Below are 14,283 nucleotides of genomic sequence, written 5' to 3'. Positions count from 1 at the left end.
CAATTAGTGGTTCGAACGTTTTAACTGACCTACAAAGTTGCCGATTTGCTTAAGACCTTCCGGATGTGCGGCGTCAGCTTCAAAATGAGGCAATGCGCTTTCAATCGTGCGAACAATTGCACTTCCCACAACAACGCCATCACACAGCTTCTCAAAGCGTTCAACCTGCTCACGCGACGAAATCCCGAAGCCCACAACAATGGGAACACTAGCGGCTTCACGAACGGTTGCAAGGAAATCCTCAATACCGCCGAAAAATTCAGCACGCTCACCTGTTACACCAAGGGAAGAAACGCAATAAACGAAGCCGCGGGCACCCGCAGCAATCCGTTTCACACGCTCATTCGAAGTTGGCGCAACTAGCGGAATTAAATGCACGCCATAGGTCTCAGCAATTGCTCTTGTCTCACTATCCTCTTCTAACGGTAGATCTGGGATAATAATGCCACTGATTTCATTCTCCTGCATGACCTTGAAAATACGCTCAAGTCCAATCTGCAGTACCGGATTATAGTAGGTAAAAAGGATGAATGGCAGCTGTGAGCCGCGGTTTCTTGCTTGTTTTGCTACATCAATAACATCAAAGATAGAGATTTTACGTTTTAAAGCGCGTTCCGAAGAGCGCTGAATAACGGGACCGTCAGCTAGTGGATCAGAGTAAGGCACTCCAAGCTCGATTAAATCCGCGCCTGAGCGCTCCATTTCCAAAATAAGCTCTAAAGAAGCCTCAATCGATGGGTCACCGATCGTTAGAAAGGGAATCATGGCGGTTTCACCGCGCGCTTTGAGTTCTGCAAAACGACTGTCAATACGGTTCATCGCCTATACCCCCTCGCCAAGATAACTAATAATGGATTCCACATCTTTATCTCCGCGCCCAGACAAGCTTACGATAATGATTTGATCTTTGGACATCGTAGGTGCTAACTTCAATGTGTGAGCAATCGCATGTGCACTCTCAAGGGCAGGAATAATCCCTTCCGTGCGGCTTAGCAATTGAAGAGCATCCAGCGCTTCTTGATCGGTAATTGGGTAATAAGTAGCACGCTCAGCGTCTTTGAGATACGCATGCTCCGGACCAATTCCCGGATAGTCCAGTCCTGCTGAAATGGAGTGTGCCGGCAGCACTTGGCCATACTCATCCTGCAGCAAGTAGCTGAGTGAACCTTGGAATACACCAGGCGTTCCCTTGGTCATCGTAGCTGCGTGCTCCTCCGTGTGAATGCCACGTCCTGCTGCTTCTACACCAATCAATTTCACGGATTCATCTTGAACGAATGGATAGAAAATCCCCATCGCATTACTGCCTCCGCCAACACAAGCAACCACCGCATCGGGCAATCTGCCTTCTGTTTCCAAGATTTGCTCACGGGACTCATCCCCGATCACACGTTGGAAATCACGAACCATCATCGGATATGGATGTGGACCCGTTACCGAGCCAAGAATATAGTACGTGTCTTGCACGTTACTTACCCAGTAGCGCAGTGTCTCGTTACAAGCATCTTTCAACGTACGTGTTCCCGAAGTAACAGGAATAACTTCCGAACCTAGCAATTTCATACGAAATACATTCAATTGCTGACGCTTCGTGTCTTCTTCACCCATGAACACCTTACATTCAAAGCCCATAAGAGCAGCCACTGTCGCAGAAGCAACACCATGCTGACCTGCACCAGTTTCTGCGATGATTTTCTTTTTCCCCATACGTTTAGCAAGAACGGCTTGTCCGATGGTGTTATTAATTTTGTGCGCGCCTGTATGGTTTAAATCTTCACGTTTCAAATAAATCTTAGCTCCGCCGAGTTGCTCAGTTAAGCGCTCTGCATAATATAGCGGCGTAGGTCTACCGGAATACTGCTTTTGCAAATAACGGACTTCTGCAATAAATTCAGGATCATCTTTATATCGATCATAAGCTTCTTCGAGCTCATGCAGCGCATTCATTAATGTCTCGGGCACATAACGGCCTCCGAACTTGCCAAATCTACCATGCTGATCAGGTACTTGTGTCACTTCCGGGTCACCCTTTCTACAAACGCGGTTATTTTCGCAATATCTTTCACGCCATCTGTCTCCACGCTGCTTGATACATCAACGCCATCTGGAGCATATGCATTCACTAATTGATCTACATTATCAACTCGAAGTCCGCCAGCAACTAACAGTTGTATACCTGCTGTACGAGCCCACTCTTGATAAACAGGAATACAATCCCAAGCAAAGGTCGTGCCCGAACCTCCACCATAAATGGGGTCGAACGTATCCAACAATATCGCATCAACAGTGCCGATATACGGATTTAGCTGAGCTTCCACATCGGCTAACGTTGGGACCTGATTGTCCGTTTTGTTAATCGATACCGTTTTAAATACCTGCACACCAAATTGCTCCCGAACCCAGCTGCAAAATGCTGCAGTTTCTTGGCTATGAAGCTGCACGACATCCAAAGGAGCTGCAGCTAAGATCTCACTTAGTAGCTCCTTCGTTGGATTAACAAAAACACCGACAGTAAGCGGGACCGTCTGCCCGTTTGCTGCTTCCGATTTCAAGTACGCAATCAACTCCGCAGCCTTCTCAGGCGTGACCTGGCGCTTGCTTGGTGCAAAAACAAAGCCGATATGAGCTATCGGCAAATGTACGATTGATTTTAACACTTCAACGCTTTGAAGTCCACAAATTTTTACCGTTGGAATCGTTCCTACAGCCATCAAATTCGCCTCTTTCTACACTGTAACTACGCCTTTTTGACCAGTTCGCCCATCAACTGATGAACCGCTTGCTCTACGACGGGTTGACGCATGAAATGCTCCCCAATCAGGACAGCTTGTGCGCCTACCTTCTCCACATAAGCCATATCCGCTACGGAAGAAATGCCGCTTTCGCTGACGACCGTTTTATCTTTTGGCATCAAGTTTATCAATTCTTCTGTTGTGCCAAGATCGGTTACGAACGTCTTCAAGTTCCGGTTATTTACACCAATCATTTGGGTATCCAGTTCAAGCGCACGTTCCAGCTCTTCACGATCATGCACTTCAACTAGCGCATCCAAGCCAAGATCCTTAGCAAGGGCTAAATATTGCTTCATTTGATCCGTTGTCAAAATAGCGGCAATCAGGAGAATCGCGTCTGCTCCTAATAATCTAGCTTCATAAATTTGCTTCGGGTCAATCGTGAAATCTTTGCGCAGCAACGGCACATTCACTGCTTTACGTACAGCTTGCAAATAGTCATTGCTCCCTTGGAAATACGAAACATCGGTCAACACCGAAATGCAGTCTGCACCTGCTCGCTCATAGGCTTGAGCCAAACCGACGGGTTCGAAATCCTCGCGGATCAAGCCTTTGGAAGGCGATGCTTTCTTCACTTCTGCAATGAGTCCCATCGTGCGGTTCTTCCGCGTCGTCAACGCCTGCTCAAAGCCTAAGCAAGGCGGAAGCTGAGAAATCAGCTTCTCAGCCTCAGTGATCGAAAAACTGCTCATAGCTTCTACTTCTACTCGCTTTGTGGCAACAATTTTATCAAGAAACATGGCATAATTCTCCTGTGTATTGGATTAAATCAGTCAATTTCTGCTCTGCTCGCCCTGAGTCAATAACATCAGCTGCCAATTTCACACCTTGTTGCAGCGTGCCTACTTGACCAGTTACATAGAAGCAAGCAGCGGCATTCGCAAGTACGATGTCTCGATATGGCCCTTTTTCACCTGCAAAAATATGACGAATAATTTCAGCGTTCAGCGAAGCATCTCCGCCAGCGACATCTTTGATACTATGTGCACGAAGTCCTAGATCATCCGGTGTAATAGAATAAGTCGTGATCACATCTGACTTCAGCTCTGACACCTTAGTAGGTGCTGAGATACTGAATTCGTCCAACCCATCCTCGCTGGCAACAACCATTGCACGTTTCAAGCCAAGTGCTTGAAGGGATTGGGCTAGCATCTCCGTTTTGGTACGGTCAAAAACGCCAAGGACTTGGCGATCAGCGCCCGCAGGATTGGTTAACGGTCCAAGCAAATTGAATACCGTTCTAAAACCAAGCTCTTTGCGCGGTGCTGCCACATGCTTCATCGATTGATGATACGCTTGCGCAAACATGAAGCAAATACCTGTCTTCTCCAAACACTTTGCTGCTTGCTCTCCGCTTAGTGTTATTTTCACGCCAAGCGCTTCTAAGACATCAGCACTCCCGCTTTTACTCGACATTGCCCGGTTCCCATGTTTAGCTACTCGGATACCGCCAGCCGAAGCAACAATTGCAGCTGTGGTTGAGATATTAAATGTATCTGCACCATCTCCGCCTGTTCCGCACGTATCGAGAAGATCATTTTGCCCAACCTTCACCTGCACAGCTTTACTGCGCATCGTCTCAGCAAATCCAGTAATCTCTTCAAAGGTTTCCCCTTTGATGCGAAGCGCCGTCAATAAACTGCCTATTTGCGCAGGTGATGCAGCTCCGTCCATAATCTCAGACATCACACTGCGAGCTTCTTCCCGGGATAAATGACTGCCAGTTATAACCTTAGCAAGTGCTTGCTGTATTGAAATTGTTCCATTCATATTCATCCATGCTCCTTCCTTCTATGAGTTAACAAAATAATCTTTGTTAATATCGCTAACAGGTCTAGGCTCAGGACTGAACATGGCTTCTGCCATACGAATTGATTTCAGTAAAGCCGTCGCTTTGTTCACGGTTTCTTGATATTCACTCTCAGGCACAGAGTCCCAAACGATTCCAGCTCCTGCCTGCACATACGCTTTGCCTCTTTTGAAAACAATCGTGCGGATCGTAATACATGTGTCCAAGTTCCCGGAAAATCCTAGATAACCGATAGCTCCCGCGTAAGAACCGCGTGATTCTGGTTCCAGTTCAGCAATAATTTCCATCGCTCTCAGCTTCGGTGCTCCAGACACCGTGCCTGCAGGCATACAAGAAAGGAAAGCATCAAAGAAATCTTTATCCTTGGCAATTTTACCAGACACGTTCGAAACGATATGCATGACGTGCGAATAGCGTTCAATGTCCATGAAGGTATCACATTTGACCGTTCCGAATTCGGAAACACGCCCGATATCATTGCGTCCGAGATCAACCAGCATCAGATGCTCAGCACGCTCTTTCTCATCGGCAAGTAGTTCCAGCTCAAGTGCATGGTCTTCCTCCGGTGTTTTCCCTCTAGGTCTTGTTCCCGCAATTGGCCGTGTTTCTACTTTTTCTTCCTCTACACGAACTAGCAGCTCAGGTGACGTGCCCACGATAACCTCATCATCCATTTTTAGCACATACATATAAGGAGAAGGATTCATCGTACGCAGTACGCGATACACCTGTAACGGAGAAACCGTTGTTTCCATTTCAAAACGCTGCGAAAGCACGACTTGGAAAATATCGCCGGCACGAATGTATTCCTTCGCTTTATTAACGTTGGCGATATACTTATCTTTGGTAATATTGGAGCGAATTTCACCCAAATCTGGTTCTGACACGATCGGATTATGCGTCATCGTATCGGATCCAAGCGGTTTCTTGATTTTCTCAATCGTCGCATCGATTTTCTCACAGGTTGCTTGATAGGCTTTCGCAATATCCGCATCCGTTGCAAATTGGGGAACATGTATGTTTGCGATCACTTTAATTTGCTGTTTGAAATGATCAAAGACGATAACCTGATCACAGAACATGAATTGAATATCATTCATTTGTAAATCATCAATCTGATGAGCCGGCAGTTTCTCATAGTATTGCAATAGATCGTATCCGAAGAATCCAACAGCACCGCCAGTAAAGCGCGGAAGATCCGGAAGCTGAGGACTGGAGTAGGAACGCAGGTAGGCTTTCAACACTTCGATTGGCTTCTCATCCGTGATTTTGTTCTCGGAATGTGTTTCAACCACTGTTTTTCCATGCTTCGCCTTGATCATCAAGAAAGGATCGCTGCCGATGAAGGAATAACGGGCCCATTTCACTCCTCCCTCTACGCTTTCTAATAGAAATGCACGGGGCTCTTGATATAAATGTTGGAATACACGGATTGGCGTCTCGGTATCAGCTAGCAAATGACGCACGACTGGGATTAGATTATAATCTTTGGACAAACGAATGACTTCTTGCAATTCAGGTGTATACATGGAAACATCCCCTCTCAGCTTGTGAGCTGCTCGCTAGCCGCGGCGCTCAAAACTCTATTCGAATACAAAAAAACCTCTACCTAGGGTAGAGGTTGACTTTAGTTTCAGTAGACGATCAGGATGAATGTGAAAAAAAGAAAATGATGGCTAGGTATGAGTAAATAGACGATCCCCATTGGGAACGAACTCATTCACACACGACAAGCTAATTTACTCTTTCTCATCTCAACTGGGCTCTGCTCTACTCGACTAAACTCTGCTCTACTAACCTAAACTCATCTAATTTCACTATACTACCGGGTAGCTTCATTTGTCAATTTAACAATATCAGGACGAAGTGCTTTGGCTTCTTTCAAATACACATGATTAATTTCGGCTTGGGTTTTGGTCGTGTTGACCTGTACCATCAAACGAATACATTTCGGCAGTGCATTCTCAACCGGTACTTCCAAGGAACACATCAATGGAACGAGCTCCCAGCCAACTAGCGTACGAATCGCTCTTGCCGGGAACGTTGCCGTTATGTCTTCGGTTACCGTAATGAAAACCGACCCAATATCTTCAGGACGGAAATCATTCGCATCTACAATTGCTTGCAGGAGCTCGCAAGTAGCCGCTAGAATTTCATCTGCATTATTCTGTTCAACCGTTGTTGCTCCACGAATTCCCCTTAAGTACATCGGTTATTTCTCCCCTTTTAGAAGGTCAACAATTTGTCTGACTTGCTCTGCCGTGACATCCTTGCGGATCTCGACTTTGCCAATTTCGGTCGGAATGATATACACCATCGTTCCTTCTTTGAACTTCTTATCATGCATCATGGCACTCATGATGCGATCAGTGTCCAAGTGAGCTGGAATGCTCACTGGCAAGCCGTATTTCACGAACAAACCTTTGGTCACGGTATGAATGTCTTCACTATAGCCAAACTGTTGTGCAAGCTTCGCAGCGCCGACCATGCCAATGGCAATAGCCTCACCGTGCAGCAGTTCGCCGTAGCCAGCTACAGCTTCTAGTGCATGTCCAATCGTGTGACCTAGATTAAGGATCGCACGAAGATCATTCTCACGCTCATCCTGCGATACGACGATCGCTTTCACCTGACAACCTATGTAAAGCGCATAACTTAACGCTTCTGGATCTAAAGCTAACAGCTTGGCTGCGTTCTCTTCGCACCATTGTGTAAATGCGGCATCCCAGATCAAGCCATGCTTGATCACCTCGGAAAGCCCCGCCTTCACTTCGCGCTCTGGCAACGTCAACAGCAGGTCGATGTCGAAGAGGACTAGCTCCGGCTGGTGAAACGCCCCGATGATGTTCTTCGCCATCGGGTGATTGACCGCTACCTTGCCGCCGACAGAGCTGTCGTGGGCAAGGATCGTCGTCGGGATCTGCACGAAGCGGATCCCGCGCATGAAGCTCGCCGCAGCGAAGCCGGCGAGATCGCCGACCACGCCTCCTCCGAGGGCAACGATCGCAGAATTGCGATCAAGGCCCGCCTGGAGGGCGGCGGTTACGATTCCCTCGAGCTGCGCGAGGGATTTGGATGTTTCGCCTGCGGGCACGACGCAGGCCGTCGCGGCGAAGCCGCCGTCACGGAGCAGCGTCAGGACGCGCTCCAAGTGCAGCGCCGCCACCGATTCGTCGGTGACGATGAGCAGTGGCGACTTGCGGCTGAGCTTCGCGCGATCGAACAGTGCCGAGATATTGGTAAGAATGCCTTGGCCAATATAAATGGGATAAGACCGTTCTCCAAGCTCTACGGTAAGTTCTCTCATCTTAGTAGTTCTCCACTTGCTTGAGGAAATTCGCTAGGTTCGCACGGATTTCTTCAATGGAGTCTCCACCGAATTTATCTAAGAAAGCATTTGCCACTTCCCAAGCGATCACGTTCTCCATGATCACGCCTGCTGCTGGCACCGCACAAGTGTCGGAACGCTCAACCTGCGCTGTAAATACTTCCTTCGTATCAATGTCCACGCTTTGCAGCGGTTTGTACAAGGTCGAGATCGGTTTCATGACACCGCGAACGATGATTTGCTCGCCTGTCGTCATACCGCCTTCGAATCCGCCTGCACGATTCGTTCTACGTCTGAAGCCTTCTTCTTGCGTGTATAGGATTTCGTCATGAACATTAGAGCCTCTGCGCTCTGCCGCTTCAAAACCGATCCCGAATTCAACACCTTTGAACGCTTGAATGGAAAGCACGGCTTGTGCAATTTTACCATCCAATTTGCGGTCCCATTGTACATGACTACCAAGACCAACTGGTACGCCTTCGATAATAACTTCGACAATACCGCCTAAGGTATCGCCATCTTCTTTGGCAGCGTCGATTGCAGCAATCATTTTCGCTTCTGCTTCTTTATCAACAACACGAACTGGAGATTCTTCCGTAATACGAATAAGCTCATCAACTGGAAGCTCTTGACGCTCTACTTCGACATCTCCGATTCGGATAACTTGTCCAGCTACTTTGATCCCGAACTCAGCTAGCAATTGACGTGCGACAGCCCCAGTAGCTACACGCATCGTTGTCTCACGAGCACTTGATCTCTCCAAAATGTTACGCAGATCTTTTTGATTATATTTAAGTCCGCCATTTAAATCCGCATGTCCAGGACGAGGACGGTTCACACGGCGTTTGCCTTCATTATCTTCTTCTACCGGCTCAATGCCCATTACCGAGGTCCAATGCTTCCAGTCATTATTCACGACGACTAAGGCAATTGGAGCACCTGTCGTTTTACCATGGCGCACACCGCCTGCAATGGTCGCTGTATCTTTCTCAATTTGCATCCGACGACCCCGACCGTAGCCTTTTTGACGTCTATGTAATTGATGGTTTAAGTCTTCAAAGTTAAGGTTTACATTACTTGGGAACCCTTCAATAATCGCAGTGAGCTGCGGGCCATGCGTTTCACCTGCTGTTAAATATCTCACAATCCTTTACCCCCTAAGAATTTTACGAAGAACATCGAACTCCGTATATAAACATATTATAGTATGGAAAAACCGAGCATAATTGCTTAGCGCCATTTCGCTTGCATTCGACAGCACCAAGCACTTTAGCGCTTTGACGCGCGATTATCTGTTGTCATTATAGTATAGCTACTCTGGTTTGGCAACAACACAAATGCAAAAACACGCTTCACATGTCAGGGATAAACCCTGCTGCGTAAGCGTGTCATCATCAAGACAGGAGCTAGAATTACCCGTGCATAGGCTGCTTCTGGACGACCCTCAAAGGCTCACAAAGCTGAGGATCATTCATTAGACCCGTAATTTGTGAGGAATCGACTCCTAAAATTTGAGCACATTCTTGAATGGAAATCATTCCCCTGCGATAAGCGGTAATCACCTTGCGTTTGTCCATGATAGCCCCCTAAGCGTGTATGCATTGTTCAAAACGAGGCGTTACCTCACTTTGCTTTGCTACATCTTAGTATTGGAAGATATGGAAGTTCTTATACACCCTTCTTGCGATAAAAGAACGTTTCTGCCGCCTCTAGGTCATATTGACCTGGGGAGAAAATTTGTTCTGTCGAGCCAACGAAAAGGAGTCCGCCTGGCTTCAAGGCTTTGGCGAATTTCTGATACAGCACGTGCTTCGCTTCTTCTGTGAAATAGATGATAACATTGCGGCAAACAATGAGATCATAACCACTGTCAAATGTATCTACAAGCAAATTTTGCTTTTGAAATTTAATCGATTTTTTGAGTTCATCCGAAATATGATACATAACGCCGTCTTGTTTAAAATATTTCTTCACATAGTTAGGCGGCACATCACGCACCGAACGATCCAGATACATGCCTTTACGTGCTTTCTCTATGGCACCATCATCAATATCTGTCGCGTGTAGACTAGTCTCATTAAGAGCTCCATGCTCAGCTAAAATCATCGCAAGCGTATAGGGCTCTTCACCTGTAGAGCAAGCAGCGCTCCAAATTTTCAACCGGCGATTGCGTTTCAGCATCTCAGGAATGAATTTCTGCTCCACGAGTTCCCAGCGGTTCGGGTTCCGCCAAAATTCGGAGACATTGATCGTCATCCGATCCAAAAACTCATAGAATAATTCTTTATCCTTCATCATCGCATCAAAAAAAGCAACAAACGTATTGTAACCCCGCTTCATTCGCAGTGTAGTTAATCGTCGCTTCATTTGCGCTTCCTTGTAAAGCGCAAGATCAATGGACGTATGTTCCTTTATTTTTTTGATAAATAACAAAAAATCTTGATCCTCCATGCTGTCCACCCACCTTGATCATTATCTACCCTGATACATTCTGTGTGGAATTGCCAAATTCCTTCAAAAAACAACAAAAAAAGAACCTGTATCTCTTCAGATAGCAGATTCTTTGCTTCAATGATTTAGATCCATGGCTGTATGTTCTTGTCATACGTGAAAATTTCGTCAGGCTGAAAGAAATTATTAATTTCACGTTCAGCACTTTCAGGTGAATCCGACCCGTGGATCAGGTTGAGACGCGTATGTACGGCATAGTCACCACGAATCGTGCCTGGTGCGGCTTCGAGCGAATTCGTTTTGCCAATCATCGTCCTGGATAGTGCAATCACTTGATCGCCGTGCCACACCATCGCAAACACAGGACCTGATGTAATGAAATTTACTAGTAATTCGAAAAAGTCTTTTCCTTTATGCTCTGCATAATGAGTCTCGGCTTGTTCCCGCGTCATGACCGTCAGCTTGCTGCCAATCATTTGGAAACCTTTCTGTTCAAACCGTTTTACAATCTCGCCGACAAGACCACGTTGTACGCCATCTGGTTTAACCATGAGAAATGTTTTTTCCATTGAAAGACCTCCTCCTTAACGTGTTCGTTAATAAGATCGATTCCCGATAAAATGAGCGATTTCAATGAGATCCTTCTTCGCTTGGCTATCTGGCAGCATGTCCAATGCTGAAATCGCTTTATCAATATAGACTTGAGAAAGGCGATCGGCTTCCTTGATGCCAGCGCTGCCTCGTATCATTTCTAGGAATCGACTTACATCCGTTTGTCCATCCAGTTTATGTATTCGATCAAGTTCTGTCAATATCAGAGGCTTTAAAACGGGGTCCTGCATGGAAAGTAACACGGGCAAGGTGATATTCCCTTGCTTTACATCACTCCCAGGTGGTTTACCGATTTGCTTTTCAGTCCCTATTAAATCCAGAATGTCGTCTCTAATTTGGAAGGCCATACCTACATTATAGCCAAAATTATACAATTTAGTGCTCACCCAATCAGGAGCACCTGAAGCCATCGCTCCCAATTGACAAGAGATCGCGATGAGAAGAGCGGTTTTGCGCCGAATTCGCAGCAAATAATCCCTAATCGTTTGTTCGGAATGAAAAAAGAAACGAATCTGTTCCATTTCGCCAATGGACATTTCAACAATCGCTTTTGACATAATCTGATGAACTCTTGGATTTGGAATCTTAGTAATGACACCTAATGCTCTAGCAAAAATATAATCGCCCGTGAACATCGCAATGCGATTATCCCATTTCGAGCGAACCGTCAGTTGACCGCGCCGCGTGTTGGCATCATCAATCACATCATCATGAACTAGTGAAGCCATATGAATAAGTTCTAAGGGCACGGCTACGTTTTTCATCGTTTGCAGTTGATAGCTCCCAAATTCACCAGAAAGAAGAACGAAAACGGGTCTGATCCGTTTTCCTCCTGCTTTCAGTAGATGAATTGAAGTTTCTCTTAGTAAAGAATGGTCGTTATTTACACTTTCTTCAAGCTCTTTCTCGATCGCGGAAATATCTTTTCTTTTCCTAGAATAAATTTCCATCAAGTTTTTCATTCGGTCACCCGTGCCACTTTATTCTCTTTCCATATGCCTATTTGAACTGGTTTGGGCAAGAAACCTAGCTCGTAACAATACTGATAATACGAATTAAGTCCTTCCCATTGTTCAGCTGCAAAATCATAACACAATGTATGAAAATAATGATGCCAATAGTCAGAGGTGCCACCAACGGTAGCTTGTGCCTCCTCAATCATGTCCTGCGGATTTCGATGAGCTTTCTCTTTACTCGCTTTAAATGCATCAAAGACGGATGCCACGAGTTCTGGATAATTACGAATGGTCTCTTTGCGGATCGCCCATACAGCGAATGACATCCATTTCCCCGTCCATTTGGCCCACTCTTGACCAAGGTCAGTAATCATATATTTCTGATTCCGCCAGCTTTCCTTAATGGCATCATCCCCGATGAGAAGCGCAGCATCTGCTCCCTCCATCATTTGGTCTAAGCTTGGCTTCGCATATTCATAGTTTGGCTTACCGTTATAAAACTTCTCTAGAATGATTTTAAGTAAATTAACGGAGGTTGCTGACGTTGTTGGCAGAATGATCTTCCCATTCACGATTTCACGCAGTGGTTTGTCATGAAAAAGAAGGATTGAATTAACTTCACCATAAGAGCTTACAGAGAGATCTGGGAAAAGCATATAGTCTTCAAAAAATTGACCATAAGAAAAAGAAGAAATGGGCCCCATGTCAATACGGCCTTCAGCCATTGCTTGATTTAATGATGTAGGTACTTGTTCAATAATGTCGACGTCAGAGCTACTCATCAGCTCTGGGAAATAATAATAGATCGGCCACACATTCGTATAATTGATTCGGCCTATTCGGATTTTAGGGTCTAGGTTGCTCATCAATATCTCCCCATCTGCGGTACAAGGAATGTTCAATCTCCATGCTATCCATCACTTTACCTACCAAAAAATCAACCATCTCATCGATTGAGCGCGGATGATTATAGAAGGCTGGCATAGCCGGTATCATTCGCACACCCATTCTTGTTAGGGTTAGCATATTTTCTAAATGTATAGCATGCAGGGGTGTTTCCCTTGGCACCAATATTAATTTTCTTCCTTCTTTCAGCATGACATCCGCGGTACGCTCAAGCAAATTATCGGACGAACCATGGGCAATACCAGATAAAGTGCCCATTGAGCACGGAATGACTACCATCCCTCTGGTTCGGAAAGAGCCGCTTGCAACAGTCGCTCCAATGTTGGCAACAGGATGATATTCATAGGAACCTGCTCGGCCACCGAAGTGTTTATCAAGCACTTCTTGCCTCTTGGTCACGTTCCAGTCATGCTCATCCTGCAGAACTCGCCAGCCAGCATCTGTAATAATAAGATGCACATCTAAACCAAGATCCAACAGCACTTCACACAATCGTACGCCATAAATCGCGCCGCTTGCGCCCGAAATGCCAATGACCCAATTTCCGCTGCTCATGAGTGTTTACTCACAATCACATCAAGCAAAGTGAAAGTGAACATGACCAAGCTGAGAACACCATTCATAGTGAAGAACGCGGTATTCAATTTGGATAAATCTTTATGCGTAACGAGTCTGTGTTCTTTGAACAACAATACATAGGCAATGACAAGCCCCACCAAGTAGAGCCAGCTAAGATGTGTAATAAAGAATAAGGAGATTAATCCGACTGCGGTTAAGACATGCAGCACCTTAGCCGTTAGCAAAGAAGCTTTAATGCCGAATCTGCTTGGTAAGGAATGAAGCCCTTCATTGCGATCAAATTCTGCATCCTGACAAGCATATATGAGATCGAAGCCAGCGCTCCAGCATGTAACCGTTAGGAATAAGATGATGGATGCCCATGTGATTTCTCCTGTTACCGCAACCCAACCGCCAAGCGGAGCTAGCCCCAACGTGATACCGAGCACGAAATGGCATGTCCATGTAAATCTTTTGGTATACGAATAAATGACCAAAAAGAATACGGCAATCGGCAGCAGCTTCATTGCCAATGTGTTTAGATGGTAGGTTGCCCAAAAGAGGACAGCAAAAGAGATAATGATATAAATAATAACTTGCGGAATGGAAATCAAACCTGCTGGAATCGCCCGATTCACTGTACGTGGATTTCGTTTGTCAATCGCTTGGTCAATGACACGATTCAAAGCCATCGCGGCTGTTCTCGCCCCGACCATTGCTAACGTAATCCAGCCTATCTGTGCCCAACTTGGCAGGTGCCCTTGTAAAACTACGGAGCCTAGAATAGCCCCCATGAACGCAAATGGCAATGCAAACACGCTGTGCTCGAACTTAATCATTTCAAGAAAGATTTTTAATTTAGTAAACATA

At 45.9% G+C, this 14,283-nt stretch carries 16 protein-coding genes; all 16 read right to left on the bottom strand.

What is annotated here, in order from left to right; all coding sequences use genetic code 11:
- Nucleotides 1-3: 3 nt before the first annotated feature.
- Nucleotides 4-819: a tryptophan synthase subunit alpha gene (gene trpA / locus AC58QO_RS12360; RefSeq protein ID WP_497265787.1), complete on the bottom strand. Its 816-nt coding sequence runs from the start codon at nucleotides 817-819 to the stop codon at nucleotides 4-6.
- A 3-nt stretch (nucleotides 820-822) separates the two neighbouring features.
- On the bottom strand, nucleotides 823-2,016 hold the full coding sequence (trpB, locus tag AC58QO_RS12355; protein ID WP_497265785.1) for a tryptophan synthase subunit beta: 1,194 nt from the start codon (nucleotides 2,014-2,016) through the stop codon (nucleotides 823-825).
- A complete protein-coding gene (locus AC58QO_RS12350; protein ID WP_497265784.1) occupies nucleotides 2,013-2,711 on the bottom strand; it encodes a phosphoribosylanthranilate isomerase in 699 nt (232 codons plus the stop codon). The genes trpB and AC58QO_RS12350 overlap by 4 nt, the downstream gene beginning before the upstream one ends.
- Before the next feature lie 26 nt (nucleotides 2,712-2,737).
- The gene (gene trpC, locus AC58QO_RS12345; RefSeq protein WP_497265782.1) at nucleotides 2,738-3,532 is read right to left on the bottom strand and encodes an indole-3-glycerol phosphate synthase TrpC; all 795 of its coding nucleotides are present in this window, start codon (nucleotides 3,530-3,532) and stop codon (nucleotides 2,738-2,740) included.
- Entirely contained in the window at nucleotides 3,522-4,568 is a 1,047-nt protein-coding gene (gene trpD / locus AC58QO_RS12340) for an anthranilate phosphoribosyltransferase (protein WP_497265780.1), read from the bottom strand. The genes trpC and trpD overlap by 11 nt, the downstream gene beginning before the upstream one ends.
- A gap of 15 nt (nucleotides 4,569-4,583) precedes the next feature.
- Nucleotides 4,584-6,131 carry an anthranilate synthase component I gene (trpE, locus tag AC58QO_RS12335; RefSeq protein WP_497265778.1) on the bottom strand — a complete coding sequence of 516 codons (1,548 nt, stop codon included), beginning with the start codon at nucleotides 6,129-6,131 and terminating at the stop codon, nucleotides 4,584-4,586.
- Nucleotides 6,132-6,424: 293 nt separating this feature from the next.
- Nucleotides 6,425-6,811, bottom strand: coding sequence for a chorismate mutase (aroH, locus tag AC58QO_RS12330; protein WP_497256838.1), 387 nt, complete (start codon nucleotides 6,809-6,811; stop codon nucleotides 6,425-6,427).
- 3 nt (nucleotides 6,812-6,814) lie between these two features.
- The gene (aroB, locus tag AC58QO_RS12325) at nucleotides 6,815-7,909 is read right to left on the bottom strand and encodes a 3-dehydroquinate synthase (protein ID WP_497265776.1); all 1,095 of its coding nucleotides are present in this window, start codon (nucleotides 7,907-7,909) and stop codon (nucleotides 6,815-6,817) included.
- Between the two features lies 1 nt (nucleotide 7,910).
- Complete coding sequence (aroC, locus tag AC58QO_RS12320; RefSeq protein ID WP_497265773.1) at nucleotides 7,911-9,074, bottom strand: chorismate synthase; 1,164 nt, start codon at nucleotides 9,072-9,074, stop codon at nucleotides 7,911-7,913.
- A 268-nt stretch (nucleotides 9,075-9,342) separates the two neighbouring features.
- The gene (locus tag AC58QO_RS12315; protein ID WP_497256844.1) at nucleotides 9,343-9,507 is read right to left on the bottom strand and encodes a hypothetical protein; all 165 of its coding nucleotides are present in this window, start codon (nucleotides 9,505-9,507) and stop codon (nucleotides 9,343-9,345) included.
- Between the two features lie 91 nt (nucleotides 9,508-9,598).
- A complete protein-coding gene (locus AC58QO_RS12310; protein ID WP_497265771.1) occupies nucleotides 9,599-10,381 on the bottom strand; it encodes a CheR family methyltransferase in 783 nt (260 codons plus the stop codon).
- 125 nt (nucleotides 10,382-10,506) lie between these two features.
- Nucleotides 10,507-10,950 (bottom strand): nucleoside-diphosphate kinase, encoded by a 444-nt coding sequence (gene ndk / locus AC58QO_RS12305; RefSeq protein ID WP_497265769.1) that lies wholly within the window; start codon nucleotides 10,948-10,950, stop codon nucleotides 10,507-10,509.
- 27 nt (nucleotides 10,951-10,977) lie between these two features.
- A complete protein-coding gene (locus tag AC58QO_RS12300; RefSeq protein WP_497265767.1) occupies nucleotides 10,978-11,955 on the bottom strand; it encodes a polyprenyl synthetase family protein in 978 nt (325 codons plus the stop codon).
- Nucleotides 11,952-12,815, bottom strand: coding sequence for a menaquinone biosynthetic enzyme MqnA/MqnD family protein (locus tag AC58QO_RS12295; protein ID WP_497265765.1), 864 nt, complete (start codon nucleotides 12,813-12,815; stop codon nucleotides 11,952-11,954). Before AC58QO_RS12295 ends, AC58QO_RS12300 begins: the two co-directional genes overlap by 4 nt.
- Nucleotides 12,796-13,410: a UbiX family flavin prenyltransferase gene (locus AC58QO_RS12290; protein WP_497265763.1), complete on the bottom strand. Its 615-nt coding sequence runs from the start codon at nucleotides 13,408-13,410 to the stop codon at nucleotides 12,796-12,798. Before AC58QO_RS12290 ends, AC58QO_RS12295 begins: the two co-directional genes overlap by 20 nt.
- On the bottom strand, nucleotides 13,407-14,282 hold the full coding sequence (locus tag AC58QO_RS12285) for a UbiA-like polyprenyltransferase (RefSeq protein WP_497265761.1): 876 nt from the start codon (nucleotides 14,280-14,282) through the stop codon (nucleotides 13,407-13,409). The genes AC58QO_RS12290 and AC58QO_RS12285 overlap by 4 nt, the downstream gene beginning before the upstream one ends.
- Nucleotide 14,283: the final 1 nt, after the last annotated feature.

Source organism: Paenibacillus sp. J31R30, from assembly GCF_059692115.1.
This window is presented reverse-complemented; position numbering and strand designations above follow the sequence as displayed.

What these genes read in the sequence shown, in the direction of transcription:
- trpA (WP_497265787.1), bottom strand. Translation starts at nt 819, where the DNA reads ATGAACCGTATTGACAGTCGTTTTGCAGAACTCAAAGCGCGCGGTGAA.
- AC58QO_RS12350 (WP_497265784.1), bottom strand. Translation starts at nt 2,711, where the DNA reads ATGGCTGTAGGAACGATTCCAACGGTAAAAATTTGTGGACTTCAAAGC.
- trpC (WP_497265782.1), bottom strand. Translation starts at nt 3,532, where the DNA reads ATGTTTCTTGATAAAATTGTTGCCACAAAGCGAGTAGAAGTAGAAGCT.
- trpD (WP_497265780.1), bottom strand. Translation starts at nt 4,568, where the DNA reads ATGAATATGAATGGAACAATTTCAATACAGCAAGCACTTGCTAAGGTT.
- trpE (WP_497265778.1), bottom strand. Translation starts at nt 6,131, where the DNA reads ATGTATACACCTGAATTGCAAGAAGTCATTCGTTTGTCCAAAGATTAT.
- aroH (WP_497256838.1), bottom strand. Translation starts at nt 6,811, where the DNA reads ATGTACTTAAGGGGAATTCGTGGAGCAACAACGGTTGAACAGAATAAT.
- aroB (WP_497265776.1), bottom strand. Translation starts at nt 7,909, where the DNA reads ATGAGAGAACTTACCGTAGAGCTTGGAGAACGGTCTTATCCCATTTAT.
- AC58QO_RS12315 (WP_497256844.1), bottom strand. Translation starts at nt 9,507, where the DNA reads ATGGACAAACGCAAGGTGATTACCGCTTATCGCAGGGGAATGATTTCC.
- AC58QO_RS12310 (WP_497265771.1), bottom strand. Translation starts at nt 10,381, where the DNA reads ATGGAGGATCAAGATTTTTTGTTATTTATCAAAAAAATAAAGGAACAT.
- ndk (WP_497265769.1), bottom strand. Translation starts at nt 10,950, where the DNA reads ATGGAAAAAACATTTCTCATGGTTAAACCAGATGGCGTACAACGTGGT.
- AC58QO_RS12300 (WP_497265767.1), bottom strand. Translation starts at nt 11,955, where the DNA reads ATGAAAAACTTGATGGAAATTTATTCTAGGAAAAGAAAAGATATTTCC.
- AC58QO_RS12295 (WP_497265765.1), bottom strand. Translation starts at nt 12,815, where the DNA reads ATGAGCAACCTAGACCCTAAAATCCGAATAGGCCGAATCAATTATACG.
- AC58QO_RS12290 (WP_497265763.1), bottom strand. Translation starts at nt 13,410, where the DNA reads ATGAGCAGCGGAAATTGGGTCATTGGCATTTCGGGCGCAAGCGGCGCG.
- AC58QO_RS12285 (WP_497265761.1), bottom strand. Translation starts at nt 14,282, where the DNA reads ATGTTTACTAAATTAAAAATCTTTCTTGAAATGATTAAGTTCGAGCAC.